The following is a 20,075-nucleotide window of genomic DNA, read 5'->3' as shown; positions in this document are numbered from 1 at the left end:
AAAGGGAATGGAGTACTGAGGTCCTATTCCCTTTAATACACTAGTATTAGTCGTGATTTTTATGAGTTGTATTAAGCTTATTTGCCTTTATAAATGATGCTTTATCACTATCAAATTGGGCAATCTTAGGAGTATTTCCATCAAGTAGTTTTACTTTATAAACTAGCTTATTTGATTTGTTATTCGCAAGAGAAATTTCTTTTATTTTTGCATTTTTATATTTTGCTTGAATAGCTTGTAATGCAGTCTGAATATCTTTACTTGGTTGTTTTAATTGGGCATCTTTTGAATTGAGTTGATTATCTGATGTTGTTGAAAGGATCTTCCCAGAATTAGCATCAATTTTATATTTTTTAGCTATTTTATTATCAATAACTTTGATTTCATAAAAAGGTGTATCACCTTTGGTATTTAATTCAATTTGTGAAATAAAGCCTGAGCGAGCTTCTTTTTTGGCAGTTTCTAAGGCAGTCTTATAATCGATTTTTGTCGAGATATTCTTTAATGTTTTTAGTGAGTATTTTTCTCTATGATCGTGATGTTTATCGTGTCCTTCATGCTTATGTTCAAAAGACATGTGTTCTGAGTGATGGTTATGCGCTAATGCAGCTCCACTTACTCCTATAGCTCCCCCAATACCAAGTAGCGTAATGGAAGCTAACCCTACGTATAATTTATTGCTCATGAATTTTTTAAAGTTGTTTTTATAGTTTGTCATACTGACTTCCTTCTTTCTTTTTTCAAACCTTGGATTAGGTTTGTTACTTCTGAGTATATAGTCGTAAAATGAATCTAAAATGAATTTTTAAAATTAAGAACAATATTTTCAGTTATAAAAAAGTGAGTTTTAAAAGAATGACTAACTACCTGAAGGTAAGAGGTAAATTTATACTTTTTTGTCAGATTTTATTTTTAAAAATAAAAAGCCCAGAAATATTGATTTCATAGGCTTTTTTATAATCAATTATTTAACTTCAGTAAAAGTGTATTATTGTCTATTTCATTGCCTTTAAACCCTAATATAACAGTTTTTATCTAAATTTAAAAGAAAATGTAGAGAAAAATGTAGAGCTGTTAATGTGTTAATTCAGAAATTTTATTCAGAAAAATTTCTACGACTTCTTGTTTTTTTGTAGGTGCTAATTCTGCGTACGTATCCATAGTGGTAGAAATGGATTTATGCCCCATTCTAACTTGAAGCTCTTTCCAGTTTGCGCCTGCATTTAGCATCATGGAAGCATGAGTATGACGAAAAATATGAAAGCCATAATCAGGTAAATTAAGTGATGACAATCTTTTCTTTAATGTAAGACGTTCATTTCTATCACACATATAATTTCCATAGATTGTTGGAAAAATTAATTTTGTAGTTGGTAACCTATGGTCTTCAAAATAATTATTCATTTCTTGATGAAAGTCTTTTAATCCATTCAAAATTTCCTTTGGAACTAGAACTCGACGATTTCCCGAGTCTGACTTTGGACTTTGTTTACAAATCATCTCACCCTTAATACCTTTGTTCTTATTACCAGCTTTCCACACTAAAGTTTTGCTGACTATAATTTCATTTGTCATAAAATCTAAATCATCAATTGTTAAAGCTAATAGCTCGTTAATTCTAAGTGCTGATGCTAGAAGAGTATTACATATTATTTTAAATCTTCTATTAGCCCGATTATTTTCTAAAATTTCTAAATATTCTAACCAAATAGTTAGTTCATTGTCATGTAATACCCTAATTCTTTTTTTTAATGATTTTGGTTTTGGCGGAATTTTAATTCCCTTTACAGGGTTGCTTTGCAATCCAAAATTTATTACTCCAAAATCGAAAATATCATCGAGTTTATGGACGAAAGCTCCAAAATCCTTGGAATGTCCTTTTTTTGACTTTTTAACACCTGATGCAACTGATTTAACAGACTGTTTAGCTAATTTATTAACCCATATTTGGATGTCTAATGACTCGATATTTTCAGGCATATATTCTCCGAATTCTAGCTCTCAAGTACCGACAACACCTCAATATCAGGCACCTTCACCAAGTCCACAAGCACCGACAACACCTCAATATCAGGCACCTTCACCAAGTCCACAAGCACCGACAACACCTCAACATCAGGCACCTTCTCCAAGCTCACAAATACCGTCTACACCTAATACGCCTTCTAATAACTTTGGAAGTGGAGACAATGGAATTGATTTTGGGGAGGGATTATAAAAAAATAGAATTTATATCAATTTTTGAAGAAAAATAAAAAGAACCTTTGAAGGTTCTTTTTGATTAATTAATAGTTATATAATATTATAAAATATGATATATTATCAAATATAAATAATTCTTATGGGAAGTATTCTTCCACTTTTATTAAGTGGTTTTAGGTGAAATTAAATGATAACATATCAAGAATTTCTTAGTGAAAAAGACTCTCTAAGTTTTGAAGTGTGTACACAATATTTTCAAGACTTAGTTAATTCACTTGATGAAGTAGATGAATATTCGATAATCTACTGGAAAGACTTTATTACTGCTTCTTTAATTTATAGTCAATCAAGAGGTGAGTGGTTACTTTTGAGTCGTGAAGAAAAGCATGCAAAAGATGACACGAGAACTACAAAATACAATAAATTTATTTATACACTAAAAATCTATATTGCTTATTCAAAACAAAAAGGATATGAATTTCCATGGTTTGAATCAATAAAAGATAATCGTAAACAGTTGGGTGACTTGGCATGTTATATAGCCTATATATATGCGGTTAATGCTAGATGATTTTTTAAAGGAGAACTATGATAAAAGAACTTATAACTAAACAAAAAACATGGGAAATTATTTTATTAGTAGTTAGTGGAATTCTTATTCCAGTAATTTTGGCAATAATAAAAATGAAAGTCAATTCAATTAAGTACATTTCTATAACTGACCATAATATTTTAAATATTGATAGTAAAGGTAAGTTACAATATATAAATAAAACAAAAATTTTTTCAAACTTAATAAATCATCAATTAACTGTTGAAAATAAAGGAAATATGAAACAAGCAATAACAGAAATAATTATTTCTCAGATAAAAAAGGTAGAAACTCATATTCCGGATATACAATTGGATGGTGGCTTTTATGAAAAATTTCAAAAGTATTTGCTTATTGGTTACAATAATGGAAATATTGAATCAAAAGTAGAAACTATTCGATTACAGGTCTGCTCAGTAGAACAGAATACTTTTTGTGAAAATCTAATAGATGAAATATTTAGTGATGATAAAATTATTGATTCTGGGAGTGTGGAAAGTATATTTTTAATAGATTTAAAAAAGTATTATTCTATTTTTGACAACAATAAAAAATTATCTGATTTAAAAATAATAGCATTGGATGAAAATGGGAATGAGATTCAAGGATTTTTTATATTAGTTAGATATGATAGAGATGAAAAAATGTTTAAGCCCCATCCTAGGGGACTTGCTGGGCCAGGAGTTGAAAAATTACCATTGATTGATATAACTAAAGATGTTACTAAAGCTACAGCAAAAACCCATCAGATTTTGGAACAAGGAGCAAATCAAGTAGGTTTTAATATTCTTGTTGATAGAACTTGTATTCTGAAATACAAGGTCAAAATTAAAAGTGGACACAAGGTTATAATCGATAATAGTAATTATGAAGTAAAAATAAGAATACCAGAATATAATCAAGAAGTTGGTATGTTGGAGGGGGATTTTTATTATTTTATATATGATAATGTTGTTGAATTAGAAAATCATTTTGTATATTCAAAACAAAATATCAAAACAATAAGTCCCAAACTTGTATTTGATAAGTATAGGACAGTTAAAGAGATATACAAATGAAATTTTGTAAAATTAAAAAGATAACTATTAAGATATGTGAAAGAGTAATATAACTTCTGTATTATTTGTGAGTTCCATATTATTTTTTATATTATCAAGTATTGTGATGATTTGTCTTATCTTTATTTTTTATTTTGTAGAAGATAAAGAAAAGGTTCCCGAGTCTAAAATTCCTCACAAAAGAAACTGAAACCCTTACTATATTTTTAGTAAGGGTTTTTGTATCTTTAATACTTTATTTACATTTTAAATCTTTAGCTCTAGAAATACGAGTACTCCATCTATCGATTGTCTTTGGGTTAATATTTGATGACAGGGTGCTTTTTTTGAATCTTTCAATTCCTTCTTGTAGTATTAGAATTTCATCATCATAATTCTTTATTTTCCTAAAAGCCATCGCATAAGAATCGTATAAGGCGGGTACAAAATATCCTAGTTCACGTGCTTTATCAAATAATTCAATTGCACTAGTTATTTCGCCTTCTTTTCTCAGAATTTCTCCTTTTTCAAAAAGTGGAAAGCCTAGTTCGAATCCTTTATCAAAATTTTTTATATTTTTTATTTTATCAATATTAACTCTGTTGTAATTACTTGTAAGAATAAGATTTTGAGGACTTTTTTCTATAATTTTTGGAATAATATCAGTATTATTTTCTAGAATTTTTTTTCTTTATTAGTTTTCCTTTTTCTTTTTAAAAATAATTTAGTTTCTTCATGAGTCTCGGATAACAAGCTATATAAATCATTATATATATTCTTATCTGAAATAATATCAATAACTTTAATCTCTCGTTCATATAGACTAATATTTCCGAGCAAAAAGGCACCAACAGTTCCTAGTGAATGCTCATTTTTTATTTTTATAATATAGTATTCACTGTTAAAATCTTCTTTTATTTTTTTGCTAAGTATATTTTGAAATAATTCAGCTTCATTTTTTATATATCGTGTATTAGTAAAATTAACTAATTTATGAATTTTCATTATATCTTTTGGTGTTAAATAATGATTAAAACTAAACTTTAAAGCTAAAAAAGCATTATCCGAAAGAGTGTCAATATCAAAATAATTTAAATATTCTACTTTTTCTGTCTTTAATGCAATTAAAGCAAGAGCACTATTTGTATAAAATTGAAAGGAGCTATTTTTATGGTATTTTTTAAGTTTTAGTAGAATTGGGAAAACTTTTTCATAATCTCCGTTGGATATAAATCGTTCTAGACCATAATAAAAAGTAAAAACATAGCCAATCTCAACTGGTTGACTAATATCAGTTAACCAATTTAAATATTTGTTTCTTTGAGCAGGACTCATATTTGAATATGATGGATAGTATCCAAGTTCCCCTGTAATTCCATGACCAATTGGTAAAGATAAGTTTATAGCGGAAGGTTCGTCTTGAAAATTGTAATTTTTATATTTACCATTTGTAAACCATAACAATTCAAAAATTTCATTTGGAATTTTCTTTTGTTTTATACGGTGAAAAGTTAAATTAGCTCCCTGTTTGGGTTTGTCAGATAAATGGTTTTTTGTATTAGATGATGAAGAAGTTTCTTCAATACTAAAACATTTCTTACATAAACCTTGTTTATTAATTTTTAAAAAAAGTCCTATTTTTCCACAAGATAGACACTTACTCATACTAACCTCGCACATTATTATTTAAACAAATATAAAGTATTGAAATGATTGAATTTATTATATCATATACAGATACATTTATATTGAACGAATATAATTTATAATAGATTATTGAAATAAAGTAAATTGATTTATAAATAATAATAAAACCCCACTAACTCTTGCTAGTGGGGTTTAGTTATCCGTCATTTTTTTCTTACCAAAATGTAGAGAAAAATGTAGAGATTCAACTGATTTATATTGCAGTGTAGTGAAATATAAAATTTCAAAAACTCATAAAACCAATCTTTTTACTGCCTATTGACGTGTAATGAATCCTTATTTAACTTCAGTAAGAGTTAAATAATTTCTATTTTAGCTGTTAGAAACGTTGGTACATCAATGTTTCTAGAATGCTACATAATAAAAGGTAGAGTGAATGGTAGAGTAGTTATTGCGTTAGCTCAGCAATCTTTTCAAGATAAATCCCCACAGCTTCTAACTTTCGTTGTGGTGCTAATTCAGCGTAAGTATCCATTGTAGTTGAAATGGATTTATGTCCCATTCTGACTTGGAGTTCTTTCCAATTTGTTCCAGCATTAAGTAGCATTGAAGCATGAGTATGTCGGAATAAATGGAAACCATAGTTTGGTAATCCAAGACCTACTAACCTTTTCTTAAGAGTTGTTCTCTCGTTTCTGTCACACATATAGTTCCCATAGATTGTAGGGAAAATCAGTTTTGTTCTATGTCTGTTGTGCAATTCAAGATACTTGTTCATTTCGTGGTGGAAATCTCTGAGTTTTTCTATTATGGGGGGAGGGACAGGGACAGAGCGATTTCCTGCATCAGTTTTTGGTGTAGCTTTACAGATAACTTCCCCTTTTGTCCCATCTTTTTTATTTGCGGTTTTCCACATCAATGTTTTACTGACGTTAATAGAAGAATTTTCAAAATCTAGGTCATCAATCGTCAATGCAAGTAATTCATTTATTCGCAAAGCGGAGGCTAATAGAGTATTACAAATTAACTTAAATCTACGATTGGCTCTATTGTTATCTAAACTTTCAAGATAATTAAGCCATATTACAAGACCATCATCATGTAATACCATGATGCGTTGCTTATTTGATTTTGGCTTAGGTGGTATCTTAACAGTGCTAACAGGATTAGTGATTAGTCCATAGTTTGTAATTCCATAGTCAAAAATATCTTTCAACTTATGGATAACAGCACCAAAATCTTTAGCACTACCTTTATCAGCACGCTTTATACCAGATTCAATGGACTCTTTTGATTTCTTTGCCAAATCGTTTAACCAAAGCTGGATATCCGCAGATTCAATTTTATCTGGTTTGTAATCTCCAAATTTAGGGATAATATAATTATCAAGATAACCTCTTACTCTGTTCAGAGTATTATGCGAGTTAACCCAGGTTTTATATGATTTAAACCATTCTTCAGCTAAATCTTCCAGTGTATCAATGACGATAACTTTTTCTCGTGTTGAGCCATTTTTTTCAAATTCTAGTCGTGCTTGAATGATTGCTCTATCTAACTGTTTTAGTGTCTTGGCTGTAATGGTAGTAGTGACTTGCTTACCAGTTTTGATATCTTTTCCCAGAAATGTCCCCTTCAAAGTGTATGAGATGGACTTATCTTTTTTGATTTTTTTAATGACTTTTTTGCCATTATGAATAATTGTTTCAGTTTCCATATTTGCCTTTCTTCATGGATATTGAAGTAGGCTAAAATAGTTACCACTCTTTCTTTTAGATAAAACTATTTTAGCACAAATTTTCAGAATTAGGATTGTAAAAAGTTGATAATATCATCTAGTAGATAGAAGACGGTTCGAGTTCCCTCTATAGGAGGTTCTAATCTTTTTAATCCTTTTTGTTCCCAAGTTTTTAGTGTGTTTGGGGAGATATTTAGCTGTTTTAGCAATTCTCGCTGTTGTATTATCTTTAGTGGTATGTTCTGTTCTTTGATTTGAATGAGTTTGATAAGTGTTTGCAATAATTGTTCAATTTGTTCTAATTTTTCGTTATTCATTATTCTCTTTCTCCTCTGTGTTTGAATTATGGAGTCGATTAGGATTGTATCTTCGTGAATCTAGGTATTTAGCGAAGAAATATGTACGTTCAATGATAAGCCCTAATAAATTGGTATTGTTTGCTCGGGCATACCAGACCAATTCTTCAAATTCGGTAAAGTCGTTCTCTTCGATAATATCAACTACTTCATGTATAAAATCCGAGGAGTTCATCTCCATCAAGAATTTTTCTAAATTAAAGCCGCAACCGACTTCAATATCCTCAATGTTGTAGGGGGTCTTATCTGGATTTTCCGCATGGGTAAAGTAGTCAAATAAACCAGTGGGAGACATAACTACCTCCACATGTGCTGGACCGTTTAGTTTGTCACTGATGATATTTGATACTTGTGAATAGCTTTTCAGTGAATCAAAGAAGAAAGCACCGTGTTTGTGCGATTTCTTGAACTCTCCCGTCTGTCTATTAACGTCCTTATCGTGCCAAGGACTAAGAATAAACGGAATATGGAGTTCCTCTAATATATTCAAGTAGTTCTCTGGGGCGCTTTCCTCGTAGAAGAGAAAAGTCCATTTGGTTGAGCGCTGTTCTTTTGCCATAGGCAGTTACCTCATTTCTTTTGGGTTCTATTACTAAGGAGAAATGACAGGTCGTATGCAAAGTTTTTTTGAAAAAATTGAATTTTTTGTGATTATTGATTATTGACCTATTGGGGGTCGTAGTCACCCCAATAGGTCATGATAGAAAAGAATATAAAAAGGGGCTGTCTGGCTTTTGCTTAACGCAAGCCACAGCCCCAAGGGATTAACGTTTTTGTCCAGTGAACCACAATTGGTTACGAACTCGAATAGGAGAGGAGAAATAATAGTCTGCGTGTTGGCTGACGATTTCTTCTTTTAATTGTGCTTCCATCTCTTTTAGGATTTTTTGCCCTTGTTGGTCTCTAGGGACTTTTAGAAAAATAGTGATGGTATCTTTTCGTATATCTACGATACACTTACGAACAGCTCGGTTAAATCCGTTATGGATTGGGTTGATAGTAGTAACCGTCTGATGTTCAAGATTGCTTATCTTCTGTACTCGTTCACGCTGAAACAGGAAGTGTCGCAACAGAAAAGTGTGATAGACAGATTGGATATAGTTCCAAAGACTATCTGTTTTCAACCGTTGTATTATTTCTAATCCAACCAAAAATAAGGCAAGTAGAAGAGAAATAAGTGCAAATCCATGACAAACGGAACTAATGATATCCGTAATACTTTTGACCGTATCTAAATTGACAAACGTGATATTTGTTAATTGAACGGAAAGATAATTGAATAACCATCCAAATGCAGAACAGATAGGTGCAAATAGAAATAAATATAGTATGAGATTAAAACTTCTCATAAAGTAGGTTTTATTGGTCATAGAATACCTCGTTTAGTGTAGTAGGTTGGACAGAGTAAGGGCAGAACTTGGTAGGGATGTTCATTATCGATAACTTGAATGATACCTGTCCCATGTCCTATTGGAATAACAATACCCTCTGGGTCTAGGTCTGGAAATAAAAATTGAGTAGTTTTCTGATTGATATTTCCAATTTGCAACAATACGTTTAGCTGTTCCCTCACTGAAATTGGAATAGTATTGTGGTCAAAACGCTGGCTTACCAAAAACAGATGGATTTTGGTAGCACGTCCTAATAAGGAAATCTGTGAGAGTAGGGAGAAAAAGGCTTCTTTGATATTCTTATTGACTCCCTCTGATAGAGCGAGGACTTCATCAATAACAATAGTTAGATGGGTAAATTGATGATTGGGATTATCATACAAGATAGCTTGTCGTTTCTGAATGAGAGTTGCACACTGACTTAATTGTTCATTGACCTGTGAGACAAAATCTGATTTTGAACGGTTTTCAACAGGGTGTATAACAGCAACGTGATTTTCTCTTGCCCATCGACTTGGGGTATCAAATTTAGGGTCAATGATAATCAAGTCAGACATATGCTTTAGTACACTCAAGAAATAAGTGAGAGCGTACGATTTCCCAGAACCTGAATTTCCAGCAATAGCCCAGTGATTAACCTTATCTAAATTGAGTTCAAAGTACTTCATGATAGGGATTTTCCCCTGTGGCAAGCTAGCTGAAAACTTATCCAAATCTGGAATGACTAAACGTTCTGAAATTCCCTTTTTCCAAGGGAAAAATAATCCACGCTGAGTGTGTAAGTCATCTGTTTCTAGAGGGACAAAATAGGTAGCGTTTTGTTTTAGAAGCGTATATTGTGGATAAAGTGAAGCATTGGCAATCAGAAAGATTTTCTTGTACAAGTCATCATCAAGGATATAAGCACATGGTAGACGAGGGACAAAGATAAAGCCGTCTGCTTGAATAACAATATTAAAAGAATTGGTGTAGCTGGTTTCTCCCTGCATTAAAGCCCCCAGAGCCATGTTTAGGCTCTGGAGCAGGTAAGATTGCAGGTAAGATTGGTTCAGCACATCACGAGATTGTGAAGTCATTACCGAACCTCCTTGATACCATTTGCTTTGAAGTAGATGTTATATTTTACTTCGCAGGCTTGTAGTGTGTCAAATTGAATCATGGATTGAAAAGCTGGAAGCTCAATCGTTTCTTCAAATTTTACTTGGAAAGGGTCTTGCCCTTCCTGTACAAACCATGCTTTATAAGCTACGATTTCTCCGGTTGGTTTTCCTTCTTCAAACCGTTGTTGTGGTTCAAGTTCGGTACTAAGTGAGTAAATCGGTTGTTTTTGACTGATAATTTTATCAGCCAATGTAGTTGTATAACCACCTTTTGTGGTTTTCATTTTAAACGCCATAGGGCAAATCCTCCTTATGAATAAGAGATAGTGTGAATGCGACAGGCTCGGTTTGGGTCATGAGCTGGACTTTGTTTTTTAGGTTATCTGACCACCTCCTCATTACTAAGGAGAATGAGACAGCTAAACGCAAAGTTATTTGTTGAATTTTTAATTTTTTTTTACAAAAAATCCAGTGACAGAGACACTGGATTTGAGGGATTAGCGGTAAGCTTTTAATAAAGGAGCTAATTTTTTTAGCGCTTTACAATAATGGGATTTAACAGTTACATCACTCATTTTCTTATAATGTTCAGTGATATAGCGAGCCGTTTCTTTATAGCTTGAACCTTGTTCCGCTATCATTTCAACAATCTTACTGTCAATTTCTGATAGGGATGCTTTAGCTTCACGAATAGCTTGTCTTAACTCCTCTAGGATTAAAGCTTCTTCGGGATTCAAATCAGAACTTGCAATGACATCATAACGTACAGACTTTTTGGCATTTTTGCTAGCTATTGTTTCGTCTTTGATTCGTCTATTGTGGTATCGGTCACGACGTTCTGCGTTACTTTGTTCTTGTTGAAGCAAACGAGTTACTTCATCCCAATTTTTAGCTTTAATAGCTTCTTTGATTTTACGCTCACGACGTTCTTGTACTTTATTACTCATAATGATGAGCTCCTTTCTGTCCTTTGGACAGAAGGAAACAAAATGAGCAAATATTGAACGCTGAGTATACCAAAAGGCACAACAAAGAAACAGCGAAACAATTCTATGCAAGACATGACCTTTATCGTCATGTCATCATATTTGTTTCAATCTGTCCTTTGATGGCCATCAATTTGGACTATTAAAATTTATATCAAGAGTTTTTCTTGATATATTCAGTATAAGGCGTAATGTTCTTTTATTTTTTACTTCTTTTTTTACTTCAATAGACTAATTTGTAAAACGAGGCGCAAAAAAAGACTAGGCGATTCACCTAGTCTTTAAAGAGCAAATTTTCGTATCTCCTCTTCACTTAATAATTTAATAAAGGCCTGTTGTACGTTATCTAAAGCGTGAGCCATTGACAGCAACTCCTTATTTAATTGTTCTTGGAAATAGTATGTTACTTGGGTGTTATTAGTCAATAACCCCACAATATGGCGATTGACGCTTGTATTGTCTAAATTAATATCATATAGGTCAACTAAATCAATAAGGTCGATTTCGCTTAGTCCTTGAGCTGCAGCTTCTTCAATTCTTTTCTTATCCTCTAGTGAAAATCTTGTTGGCTCTAATTGAATAGTGTGCCTTTCTTGAATTGGTCTTGTTGCATAAGGGTTGGAAACCCAACTGATAATTTCATCAAAAGTTCTTTCCTCAGTCCTTTCTATATCATTGGATTGATAAATATTAATGCCTAGATTTGCCAACTCTTCTTTAGAATATTTTTGATATAACTCTGCGATATCCTTACCTTGACTGAGTAATTTCATATAGTCCTCATATATCTGTGTGAATTTCACTCCATCTATTTGTTGACCACCAGTCATACTAAACGAATAGGTTGTTCTTCCTTTTTGAGAAATAACTAATGGGACGGATGTAAGGTAAGATTTTGGAATATTCTCTTTATACATTCTTTCTAATATATCATTTACCATAAATCCGATATTAAACAAGGGATTTTCTTTGAGTTTTTTTATTAGATTAGGGATAATTTCTGTCGAAACATTATCATACCACCATTTATTGATGAGAGGATCAATGTTTTCTTGCCTAAATGTTGAGGGTATGTCATTTCCGCCTAATTCAAATAGGATACCACAGACATTAACTTCAAATGATTTAATTAAATTATCCCCTAACATCAACCAAAGAATATCAAACATTTCTTCAAAATCAATGACAGTCAATTCATTGATGGTACGGGTTCTAAAACTTCTAGCGGGGTTATAACTTTTTCCACCAACCCATACGTCAATGTCATCTTTCTTGTGAAAAGTATCCATTTCAGTTTCAGTAGAAATCATAAATCTTTTTCTTTGAATATTGAAATTTGCAAATGTCTTGGCAATACTTAGACAACTTGATTGGATTGAAATTAAATCATCACTCATGAAAGAATATAGTTTTTCATCTACAGCCTCTAAATCTCTATATAAAATAGAACTGAAAAAATAATGAAACAGATTCTCAATAAACTCATCTAACTCTCCAAAAACGATATACGTATAGCTCGAAGCGGTTAGAGCATTTAAATAAACTAACATCGAACTCGTAATTGGTCGCTTACCACTTTCAACTTGACTAACTTGACCTGCATTGCCTAGTTCGCTTTGTGTAATATTGTATTTTTTTCTTAAATTTTTGATACGAGTAGGTATTTCTTGTGAATAATTTTCTTCAAAAAATTTCATATATAATCCCCCTATAATCATGGAAAAGTAGAAAGTAGTAGAAATAGTTGTTATCCTAGTTGATTAAAAAAATCTCTGATTTCCTCATCTTTTATAAAATAATATATAATTTTCCCCTCTCTTCTAGTGTCCAAGATGTTTTGATTGGCTAGTTTACGAAGATGGTGGGAGGCAGATGCCATACTGAGATTTAATAAACAGGCTATATCGCAGACACAGAGTTCTTCGACGGCAAGGAGATAAAAGATGATATTTATCTGTTTATTATCGGTAAATTTTGATAAAATGCGAAGTGATTTTTGGACTTTTTCCTTTTCAAGGTAGTTCGTTGCGGTTGTAACATTTTGTTGATTTATAACATCCACTTGACAGATACTATCTTTTTTCATAATTTTTTCTCCTAGCCTAACACAGCCCATAGCATGTCAAAGCTGTTGTTTTCAATCAGGATATACATCCCCAATCCTAAATAGACAACGGCAATAAACCATCTGCTATATTTTTCCAAAGTTTCTCCAACAGAAGGGACTTGTGCTAATTTTTGTGCAGAAAAAACCAAGAGATAAATCATGACTAGAAAAGTAAGTAAAGTCACTATCAAATTCGCTAAATTTAAGGTGGTAAAATATGGGACAAAGACACCAATATTGTCAGCGCCACAACTTGCAAAAGTAATCATAGCGACTAGAAAAATCAGGTTTTTATTGTCTTTTCGCAAACCATCTTTTGCAATAGCTTCTCCATCAGAATCTCCTAAAAGCAAAACTTTTAGGCCTAGGAAAATTGGAATCAAACCGAGTAAACCTAAAATCTCTTTACTAGGAATATAATTTAAGACAAATGCAAAAAGCAAACTTAGGAATATTAGACTAACAGAGCCTAGAAATTGTCCTAAATAGATGTTAATGATGTCTTTTCTGCTTTTTCTTTTGGCAAAAAATAACATTAGGATAATAAGTAAGTCTACGGCTGTCCCAGAATACAGGATTATTGAAGTAACAACATTTTGAATCATAAAATACCTCATTCAAATATATTTTTGAATGTATTCTAACATTAAACTTTGTAGATGTCAACTTAAAATCCACCAAAATATAGATAAGAAGTTAGTGTACAAATATTAAAAAGCCCTGCCATCGAAATGATAGCAGGGCTTAACTTCAATATCCAGATGATATATTTATCTAAAAAAGGTAGAGTAAAAGGTAGAGTTTTTATTGATTTGTAGTGCGATATAATGAGTTTCAAAAAATCAAAAATCGCTTAAAATCAATATTTTGACGTCTATTGATGTGTACTGAAACCCTTACTTAACCTCAGTGAAAACAACGTGTTTACGAAGTTTTGGTGAGTATTTTTTCAATTGAAGACGGTCTGGAGTGTTACGTTTGTTTTTTGAAGTAAGGTACAAGCGTTCACCAGATTCTTTATGTTCAAGTGTAATATTTACGCGCATGGTATCTCCCTTCTATTATTTAGCTTCGTTAGCTTTAGCGATTTTACGTCCTTTGTAGTATCCTTTGAGTGATACACGGTGTGAACGTGAGTAATCTCCAGTAGTTTCGTCGAATTGTACAGATGGAGCTGTCAATTTGTAGTGTGTACGACGTTTGTTTTTCTTCGCTTTTGAAGTGTGACGTGCAGGTACTGCCATTTTCTTATTCTTCCTTTCGATGTGTAAGTTTTGATTTTCATCAACTTCACTATGATAACATATCTTTTTTGTAAAGTAAAGTTACTTGACAAAACTTTTTATTTTTACAATTTCATGGTGAAAATACTATCAAACTAAAGCAAATGATATATGCTTGTTTAAAATATAAGAAAAAATGGTAGAATGTTTAAAGAGAAAACTAATCGAAGAGGTAAACTTATGAAACTTCAAAAACCAAAAGGGACTCAGGATATCTTACCTGGAGAATCAGCAAAGTGGCAATACGTTGAAAATGTTATACGCAATCTCTTTAAACAATATCATTATGATGAAATTCGTACACCAATGTTTGAACATTACGAGGTTATTAGTCGCTCAGTTGGGGATACAACGGATATCGTTACAAAAGAGATGTATGATTTTCATGATAAAGGAGATCGTCACATTACGCTTCGTCCAGAAGGAACAGCACCTGTTGTACGTTCTTATGTTGAAAATAAACTATTTGCACCAGAAGTTCAAAAACCAACCAAAATGTATTATATTGGATCAATGTTCCGATATGAGCGCCCACAGGCTGGTCGTTTACGAGAATTTCATCAAGTAGGCGTTGAGTGCTTTGGATCAAATAATCCAACAACTGATGTTGAAACAATCGCAATGGGACATCATCTATTTGAAGATTTAGGTATCAAAAACGTTAAACTTCATCTTAATAGTTTAGGAAGTCCAGAAAGTCGTCAAGCCTATCGCCAAGCTCTTATTGATTACTTAACACCCATACGTGAACAATTGTCTAAGGATAGTCAACGTCGTTTGAATGAAAATCCATTGCGCGTACTAGACTCTAAGGAGCCAGAAGACAAACTAGCAGTTGAAAATGCTCCTTCTATTTTAGATTATTTAGATGAGTCAAGCCAAGCCCACTTTGATGCTGTGTGTCATATGCTTGATGCTCTAAATATTCCATACATCATTGATACTAATATGGTTCGTGGTCTTGATTATTATAACCATACTATTTTTGAGTTTATCACTGAGATTGAAGATAATGAATTAACGATCTGTGCTGGAGGCCGTTATGACGGCTTAGTATCCTATTTTGGTGGACCAGAAACACCAGCATTTGGTTTTGGATTAGGATTAGAACGCTTGCTCTTAATATTAGATAAGCAAGGGATTTCTTTACCAATAGAAAATACTATAGATCTGTATATAGCTGTATTAGGATCAGAGGCTAATCTAGCTGCCTTAGATTTGGCACAATCAATACGTCATCAAGGTTTTAAAGTAGAGCGTGATTATTTGGGTCGTAAAATCAAAGCACAATTTAAGTCTGCAGATACTTTTAATGCTAAAGTGATTATGACATTAGGTAGCAGTGAAGTAGATTCGAAAGAGGTCGGTTTAAAAAATAATCAAACACGTCAAGAAGTTAAAGTTAGTTTTGAAAACATTAAAACAGATTTTTCATCTGTGCTTAAACAATTAGGATTGTAAAACAGTTCCTAAAAACTCTCCTTAATGGGTGGGGTTTTTAGGTGCTTTTTGTTATAATAGGTTGGAATGAATATTTTAAATGGAGAAAATAGATGAAACGTAGTATGTATGCTGGGCGTGTTCGTAGTGAGCACATAGGAACATCGATTACTTTAAAAGGATGGGTTGGTCGTCGTCGTGACCTTGGAGGCCTTATTTTTATTGATCTTCGCGATCGCGAGGGAATCATGCAATTAGTTATTAATCCTGAAGAAGTAGCAGCCTCAGTTATGGCAACCGCAGAAAGTCTCCGTAGTGAATTTGTTATAGAGGTTAGCGGTGTAGTGACAGCACGAGAACAAGCTAATGATAATTTACCAACAGGAGAAGTTGAATTAAAAGTGCAAGAATTATCGGTTCTTAATACCTCGAAAACAACACCATTTGAAATTAAAGATGGTATTGAGGCAAATGATGATACACGCATGCGTTACCGTTACTTGGATCTTCGTCGTCCGGAAATGCTTGAAAATTTCAAATTACGTGCGAAAGTAACACACTCAATCCGTAATTACCTTGACAACTTAGAGTTTATTGATGTCGAAACTCCGATGCTAACAAAATCAACTCCAGAGGGGGCACGAGACTATTTGGTTCCATCACGTGTCAACCAAGGACATTTTTATGCCCTTCCACAAAGCCCTCAAATTACAAAACAGCTATTGATGAATGCAGGATTTGATCGTTATTATCAAATTGTCAAATGTTTTCGTGATGAGGATTTACGTGGAGATCGTCAACCTGAGTTTACACAAGTTGACTTAGAGACATCATTCCTTAGTGATCAAGAAATTCAAGACATTGTTGAGGGTATGATTGCTAAAGTAATGAAAGACACTAAAGGTTTAGAGGTTTCTTTACCATTCCCAAGGATGGCATATGATGATGCAATGAATAACTACGGGTCTGATAAGCCTGATACAAGGTTTGATATGCTTTTACAAGACTTGACAGAAATTGTAAAAGAAGTTGACTTCAAGGTGTTCTCAGAAGCTTCAGTAGTTAAAGCGATTGTTGTCAAAGACAAGGCGGACAAGTACTCTCGAAAAAATATTGATAAATTAACAGAAATTGCAAAACAATACGGTGCCAAAGGTTTAGCATGGCTAAAATATGTAGATAATACTATTTCAGGTCCGGTTGCTAAGTTCTTGACAGCTATTGAAGGTAGGTTGACAGAAGCTTTGCAGCTAGAGAATAATGACTTAATTCTATTTGTAGCAGATAGTCTTGAAGTAGCTAACGAGACTTTAGGAGCGCTTCGTACACGCATTGCAAAAGAACTTGAACTCATTGATTATTCTAAATTTAATTTCCTATGGGTTGTTGATTGGCCAATGTTTGAGTGGTCAGAAGAAGAGGGACGATATATGTCGGCTCATCATCCATTCACCTTGCCAACAGCGGAGACAGCGCATGAGTTGGAAGGGGATTTGGCTAAAGTACGTGCAGTTGCCTATGATATTGTTTTGAATGGATATGAGTTAGGCGGTGGTAGCCTACGTATTAACCAAAAAGATACACAAGAGCGTATGTTCAAGGCTTTAGGATTTAGCGCTGAATCAGCTCAGGAACAGTTTGGTTTCTTACTTGAAGCTATGGATTACGGCTTCCCACCACATGGTGGATTGGCAATAGGCCTTGACCGCTTTGTTATGTTGTTAGCAGGCAAGGACAATATTCGAGAAGTTATTGCATTCCCTAAAAACAATAAGGCTAGTGATCCAATGACTCAAGCTCCTAGTCTCGTTTCAGAACAACAATTAGAAGAATTATCACTTACTGTAGAAAGTTATGAAAACTAGACGAACCCCTTTAGAAAAAAAGGTAAAATATATTATCAGTGTATGGGCTAAAAAATTTGGTCTCTTACACACTTTAAAAAGTATCTCACGAGAAAAATATGCAGAGAAAATTTCGGCTTCATTACTGTATGGTATTCTATCCAGTGTTGCTGTTAATTTCTTTTTTCAACCTGGACATGTTTATTCAAGTGGAGCAACTGGTTTAGCTCAGGTTATTTCAGCTGTCAGTAAACACTGGTTTTCTTTTGAAATACCAGTTGCTTTAGCTTTTTATGCCATTAATATCCCTTTGCTGATATTATCTTGGCGTAAGATTGGACATAAATTTACTATTTTTACGTTTATCACAGTAACTGTAAGCTCTATCTTCATTCAACTAATGCCTCAAATCACCCTTACAACTGATCCCTTAATCAATGCTATCTTTGGTGGCTTAATTATGGGAGCTGGTGTTGGTTTTAGCTTTAAATCTAGAATTTCTAGTGGGGGAACAGATATTATCAGTTTGACAATTAGAAAGAAAACAGGCAGAGATGTAGGTAGTATTTCTTTTATTATTAATGGTATTATTTTATTATTTGCAGGTCTTTTATTTGGTTGGAAGTACGCTTTGTACTCGATGGTGACAATTTTTGTATCAAGTAGAGTTACAGATGCCATTTTTACAAAGCAAAAAAAGATGCAAGCGATGATTGTTACCAGTAAGCCTGATTGCGTCATTAAACGTATCCATCGTGATTTACATCGTGGTGTAACCTGTATCAATGATGCTGAAGGTACTTATAATCATGAGAAAAAAGCAGTTTTAATAACTATATTAACACGTGAAGAATTTAGTGATTTTAAATATTTAATGCTAAAAGCAGATCCAAAAGCCTTTGTTTCCGTTGCAGAAAATGTTCATATTATTGGACGATTCGTTGATGATGATTAACTGTATATATGACTTTTGGTCAACCGCCACTAAGGAAACATTATGATGTTATTAAGCTAAGTTGTTTAAACAACTTTAGCTTTTTTGAATAAGGAAGGATTAAGCCTATGTTGAAACTGGATTTAAAAACAAAGATAAAAGAAGCTATTTTAATTGCCTTTGGTGTGGCTCTCTATACTTTCGGCTTTGTCAAATTTAATATGGCTAATCATTTGGCTGAAGGAGGTATTTCCGGTGTCACTTTGATTATCCATGCACTTTTCGGAGTTAATCCAGCACTTTCATCACTTCTCCTTAATATCCCGTTATTTATATTAGGGGCTAGGATTTTAGGGAAAAAATCCTTATTATTAACTATATATGGTACAGTGTTAATGTCTTTTTTCATGTGGTTTTGGCAACAAATCCCTGTAACAGTCCCTTTGAAAAACGATATGATGTTAGTTGCAGTAGCTGCTGGAATTTTAGCAGGAACTGGTAGTGGTTTAGTATTTAGATATGGTGCAACTACAGGTGGTGCAGATATTATTGGTCGTATTGTAGAGGAAAAATCTGGAATAAAATTAGGGCAAACCTTATTGTTTATTGATGCTATAGTTCTAACGTCTTCACTTGTTTATATTAATTTACAACAGATGCTATATACGTTAGTAGCTAGCTTTGTATTTAGTCAAGTGTTAACAAATGTTGAAAATGGGGGCTACACTGTTCGTGGAATGATCATTATTACCAAAGAATCAGAATCTGCAGCAGCAACCATTTTGCATGAAATTAATAGGGGTGTAACTTTTTTACGGGGCCAAGGTGCCTACTCAGGTAGAGAGCATGATGTCTTGTACGTAGCTCTTAACCCAAGTGAAGTGCGTGATGTGAAAGAAATCATGGCTGATTTAGACCCAGATGCTTTTATTTCTGTTATAAATGTAGATGAAGTTATTAGCTCAGATTTTAAAATTCGACGAAGAAATTACGATAAATAAAAATACAGGCTGTCTGGCCTGTATTTTTATTTTGGTCCTCCACTTAAGAAACTACCAAGCATAATAGCTGAGATAGCAGTTCCCTTGTAATGGCTAGCTTTTGTTTTTACCAAGCGACTAAGATCAAATATGCTTTTAGGAGCATCAAATTGATGTGTTAAGACGTATTGATTGATAAGTGAGTCAATTTTTGTAGCTAGGAGTGAGTTCATCCCCTCTTTTTCAAGTTGACTAGCGAGCTCGAAAATAGCTTGACGAAAATAATCATCTGCTTGTATTACTTCTTCGCTATAAACTTTACTAAGAGCATCTAATATTTCTTTTTCTGATGGCATGGCATTCTCCTGTAACTTATTGTGCTATTATTATAATATAAAAAATTAAGACTGTCATAAATTTGACAGTCTTAGTAATGTCATT

21 protein-coding genes and 2 pseudogenes are annotated in these 20,075 nt (G+C 33.0%); 7 read left to right on the top strand and 16 right to left on the bottom strand.

All coding sequences use genetic code 11. The features are described 5' to 3' along the window. Positions 1–46 precede the first annotated feature (46 nt). Both A6J68_RS00640 and A6J68_RS00635 read right to left on the bottom strand, forming a co-directional pair. Positions 47–718, bottom strand: coding sequence for a PepSY domain-containing protein (locus A6J68_RS00640; RefSeq protein WP_000186293.1), 672 nt, complete (start codon positions 716–718; stop codon positions 47–49). 356 nt (positions 719–1,074) lie between these two features. Continuing rightward, positions 1,075–1,995 (bottom strand): annotated as a pseudogene (locus tag A6J68_RS00635) (tyrosine-type recombinase/integrase); the annotation flags it as partial. A gap of 394 nt (positions 1,996–2,389) precedes the next feature. Here A6J68_RS00635 and A6J68_RS00625 point away from each other — a divergent pair. Together A6J68_RS00625 and A6J68_RS00620 are read left to right on the top strand one after the other, a co-directional pair. Then, on the top strand, positions 2,390–2,773 hold the full coding sequence (locus A6J68_RS00625) for a hypothetical protein (RefSeq protein WP_000634190.1): 384 nt from the start codon (positions 2,390–2,392) through the stop codon (positions 2,771–2,773). A gap of 17 nt (positions 2,774–2,790) precedes the next feature. Continuing rightward, positions 2,791–3,852 (top strand): hypothetical protein, encoded by a 1,062-nt coding sequence (locus tag A6J68_RS00620; protein ID WP_000588843.1) that lies wholly within the window; start codon positions 2,791–2,793, stop codon positions 3,850–3,852. Between the two features lie 654 nt (positions 3,853–4,506). Here the strand turns inward: A6J68_RS00620 and A6J68_RS00615 are convergent. The 11 genes from A6J68_RS00615 to A6J68_RS00565 form a co-directional block, all read right to left on the bottom strand. Next, the gene (locus A6J68_RS00615) at positions 4,507–5,496 is read right to left on the bottom strand and encodes a TerB N-terminal domain-containing protein (RefSeq protein WP_001873912.1); all 990 of its coding nucleotides are present in this window, start codon (positions 5,494–5,496) and stop codon (positions 4,507–4,509) included. Between the two features lie 430 nt (positions 5,497–5,926). Continuing rightward, positions 5,927–7,192, bottom strand: a complete 1,266-nt coding sequence (locus A6J68_RS00610) for a tyrosine-type recombinase/integrase (protein WP_000447185.1) — start codon at positions 7,190–7,192, stop codon at positions 5,927–5,929. 89 nt (positions 7,193–7,281) lie between these two features. Next, the gene (locus A6J68_RS00605; RefSeq protein ID WP_001058391.1) at positions 7,282–7,530 is read right to left on the bottom strand and encodes a MerR family transcriptional regulator; all 249 of its coding nucleotides are present in this window, start codon (positions 7,528–7,530) and stop codon (positions 7,282–7,284) included. Continuing rightward, the gene (locus A6J68_RS00600; RefSeq protein ID WP_001040935.1) at positions 7,523–8,128 is read right to left on the bottom strand and encodes a replication protein; all 606 of its coding nucleotides are present in this window, start codon (positions 8,126–8,128) and stop codon (positions 7,523–7,525) included. The genes A6J68_RS00605 and A6J68_RS00600 overlap by 8 nt, the downstream gene beginning before the upstream one ends. Before the next feature lie 205 nt (positions 8,129–8,333). Then, positions 8,334–8,939, bottom strand: a complete 606-nt coding sequence (locus tag A6J68_RS00595) for a hypothetical protein (protein WP_000182709.1) — start codon at positions 8,937–8,939, stop codon at positions 8,334–8,336. Beyond that, entirely contained in the window at positions 8,936–10,036 is a 1,101-nt protein-coding gene (locus A6J68_RS00590) for a type IV secretion system DNA-binding domain-containing protein (protein WP_000203865.1), read from the bottom strand. Before A6J68_RS00590 ends, A6J68_RS00595 begins: the two co-directional genes overlap by 4 nt. Beyond that, the gene (locus A6J68_RS00585; RefSeq protein ID WP_000874694.1) at positions 10,036–10,356 is read right to left on the bottom strand and encodes a hypothetical protein; all 321 of its coding nucleotides are present in this window, start codon (positions 10,354–10,356) and stop codon (positions 10,036–10,038) included. Before A6J68_RS00585 ends, A6J68_RS00590 begins: the two co-directional genes overlap by 1 nt. A gap of 201 nt (positions 10,357–10,557) precedes the next feature. After that, positions 10,558–11,007, bottom strand: a complete 450-nt coding sequence (locus tag A6J68_RS00580) for an RNA polymerase sigma factor (protein ID WP_000066889.1) — start codon at positions 11,005–11,007, stop codon at positions 10,558–10,560. Positions 11,008–11,327: 320 nt separating this feature from the next. After that, positions 11,328–12,743 (bottom strand): helix-turn-helix domain-containing protein, encoded by a 1,416-nt coding sequence (locus A6J68_RS00575; RefSeq protein ID WP_000667640.1) that lies wholly within the window; start codon positions 12,741–12,743, stop codon positions 11,328–11,330. Between the two features lie 50 nt (positions 12,744–12,793). Further along, positions 12,794–13,132 carry a Cd(II)/Zn(II)-sensing metalloregulatory transcriptional regulator CadX gene (cadX, locus tag A6J68_RS00570; RefSeq protein ID WP_000711078.1) on the bottom strand — a complete coding sequence of 113 codons (339 nt, stop codon included), beginning with the start codon at positions 13,130–13,132 and terminating at the stop codon, positions 12,794–12,796. Between the two features lie 11 nt (positions 13,133–13,143). After that, positions 13,144–13,758 (bottom strand): CadD family cadmium resistance transporter, encoded by a 615-nt coding sequence (locus tag A6J68_RS00565; RefSeq protein WP_000615736.1) that lies wholly within the window; start codon positions 13,756–13,758, stop codon positions 13,144–13,146. 28 nt (positions 13,759–13,786) lie between these two features. Here A6J68_RS00565 and A6J68_RS11540 point away from each other — a divergent pair. Beyond that, positions 13,787–13,971 (top strand): annotated as a pseudogene (locus A6J68_RS11540) (FanG protein). 78 nt (positions 13,972–14,049) lie between these two features. On the opposite strand, the gene rpmG reads toward A6J68_RS11540, so the two are convergent. Together rpmG and rpmF are read right to left on the bottom strand one after the other, a co-directional pair. Next, positions 14,050–14,199 (bottom strand): 50S ribosomal protein L33, encoded by a 150-nt coding sequence (rpmG, locus tag A6J68_RS00555; RefSeq protein WP_001265622.1) that lies wholly within the window; start codon positions 14,197–14,199, stop codon positions 14,050–14,052. A gap of 15 nt (positions 14,200–14,214) precedes the next feature. Continuing rightward, positions 14,215–14,397 (bottom strand): 50S ribosomal protein L32, encoded by a 183-nt coding sequence (gene rpmF / locus A6J68_RS00550; RefSeq protein WP_000290414.1) that lies wholly within the window; start codon positions 14,395–14,397, stop codon positions 14,215–14,217. A 219-nt stretch (positions 14,398–14,616) separates the two neighbouring features. Between rpmF and hisS the strand changes: the two genes are divergently transcribed. From hisS to A6J68_RS00530, 4 genes are all read left to right on the top strand, one after another. Then, positions 14,617–15,897: a histidine--tRNA ligase gene (gene hisS / locus A6J68_RS00545; RefSeq protein ID WP_000775911.1), complete on the top strand. Its 1,281-nt coding sequence runs from the start codon at positions 14,617–14,619 to the stop codon at positions 15,895–15,897. A 92-nt stretch (positions 15,898–15,989) separates the two neighbouring features. Continuing rightward, on the top strand, positions 15,990–17,741 hold the full coding sequence (aspS, locus tag A6J68_RS00540) for an aspartate--tRNA ligase (protein ID WP_000830928.1): 1,752 nt from the start codon (positions 15,990–15,992) through the stop codon (positions 17,739–17,741). Next, positions 17,731–18,675: a YitT family protein gene (locus tag A6J68_RS00535; RefSeq protein ID WP_000857770.1), complete on the top strand. Its 945-nt coding sequence runs from the start codon at positions 17,731–17,733 to the stop codon at positions 18,673–18,675. Before aspS ends, A6J68_RS00535 begins: the two co-directional genes overlap by 11 nt. A gap of 107 nt (positions 18,676–18,782) precedes the next feature. Further along, on the top strand, positions 18,783–19,655 hold the full coding sequence (locus tag A6J68_RS00530; RefSeq protein ID WP_000915474.1) for a YitT family protein: 873 nt from the start codon (positions 18,783–18,785) through the stop codon (positions 19,653–19,655). Between the two features lie 26 nt (positions 19,656–19,681). On the opposite strand, the gene A6J68_RS00525 is transcribed toward A6J68_RS00530, so the two are convergent. Beyond that, positions 19,682–19,990 carry a bacteriocin immunity protein gene (locus A6J68_RS00525; RefSeq protein ID WP_001138859.1) on the bottom strand — a complete coding sequence of 103 codons (309 nt, stop codon included), beginning with the start codon at positions 19,988–19,990 and terminating at the stop codon, positions 19,682–19,684. Positions 19,991–20,075: the final 85 nt, after the last annotated feature.

The sequence above is a fragment of the Streptococcus sp. 'group B' genome, from assembly GCF_002073795.1.
GTDB classification, from domain to species: domain Bacteria; phylum Bacillota; class Bacilli; order Lactobacillales; family Streptococcaceae; genus Streptococcus; species Streptococcus agalactiae.
This window is presented reverse-complemented; position numbering and strand designations above follow the sequence as displayed.

Bases quoted from the DNA above. Each gene is read 5' to 3' on its own strand.
- rpmG (WP_001265622.1), bottom strand. From the start codon at position 14,199: ATGCGCGTAAATATTACACTTGAACATAAAGAATCTGGTGAACGCTTG.
- A6J68_RS00535 (WP_000857770.1), top strand. From the start codon at position 17,731: ATGAAAACTAGACGAACCCCTTTAGAAAAAAAGGTAAAATATATTATC.
- A6J68_RS00525 (WP_001138859.1), bottom strand. From the start codon at position 19,990: ATGCCATCAGAAAAAGAAATATTAGATGCTCTTAGTAAAGTTTATAGC.
- A6J68_RS00640 (WP_000186293.1), bottom strand. From the start codon at position 718: ATGACAAACTATAAAAACAACTTTAAAAAATTCATGAGCAATAAATTA.
- A6J68_RS00580 (WP_000066889.1), bottom strand. From the start codon at position 11,007: ATGAGTAATAAAGTACAAGAACGTCGTGAGCGTAAAATCAAAGAAGCT.
- A6J68_RS00530 (WP_000915474.1), top strand. From the start codon at position 18,783: ATGTTGAAACTGGATTTAAAAACAAAGATAAAAGAAGCTATTTTAATT.
- hisS (WP_000775911.1), top strand. From the start codon at position 14,617: ATGAAACTTCAAAAACCAAAAGGGACTCAGGATATCTTACCTGGAGAA.
- A6J68_RS00585 (WP_000874694.1), bottom strand. From the start codon at position 10,356: ATGGCGTTTAAAATGAAAACCACAAAAGGTGGTTATACAACTACATTG.
- A6J68_RS00590 (WP_000203865.1), bottom strand. From the start codon at position 10,036: ATGACTTCACAATCTCGTGATGTGCTGAACCAATCTTACCTGCAATCT.
- A6J68_RS00605 (WP_001058391.1), bottom strand. From the start codon at position 7,530: ATGAATAACGAAAAATTAGAACAAATTGAACAATTATTGCAAACACTT.
- A6J68_RS00575 (WP_000667640.1), bottom strand. From the start codon at position 12,743: ATGAAATTTTTTGAAGAAAATTATTCACAAGAAATACCTACTCGTATC.
- rpmF (WP_000290414.1), bottom strand. From the start codon at position 14,397: ATGGCAGTACCTGCACGTCACACTTCAAAAGCGAAGAAAAACAAACGT.
- A6J68_RS00625 (WP_000634190.1), top strand. From the start codon at position 2,390: ATGATAACATATCAAGAATTTCTTAGTGAAAAAGACTCTCTAAGTTTT.
- A6J68_RS00610 (WP_000447185.1), bottom strand. From the start codon at position 7,192: ATGGAAACTGAAACAATTATTCATAATGGCAAAAAAGTCATTAAAAAA.
- aspS (WP_000830928.1), top strand. From the start codon at position 15,990: ATGAAACGTAGTATGTATGCTGGGCGTGTTCGTAGTGAGCACATAGGA.
- cadX (WP_000711078.1), bottom strand. From the start codon at position 13,132: ATGAAAAAAGATAGTATCTGTCAAGTGGATGTTATAAATCAACAAAAT.
- A6J68_RS00615 (WP_001873912.1), bottom strand. From the start codon at position 5,496: ATGAGTAAGTGTCTATCTTGTGGAAAAATAGGACTTTTTTTAAAAATT.
- A6J68_RS00595 (WP_000182709.1), bottom strand. From the start codon at position 8,939: ATGACCAATAAAACCTACTTTATGAGAAGTTTTAATCTCATACTATAT.
- A6J68_RS00620 (WP_000588843.1), top strand. From the start codon at position 2,791: ATGATAAAAGAACTTATAACTAAACAAAAAACATGGGAAATTATTTTA.
- A6J68_RS00565 (WP_000615736.1), bottom strand. From the start codon at position 13,758: ATGATTCAAAATGTTGTTACTTCAATAATCCTGTATTCTGGGACAGCC.
- A6J68_RS00600 (WP_001040935.1), bottom strand. From the start codon at position 8,128: ATGGCAAAAGAACAGCGCTCAACCAAATGGACTTTTCTCTTCTACGAG.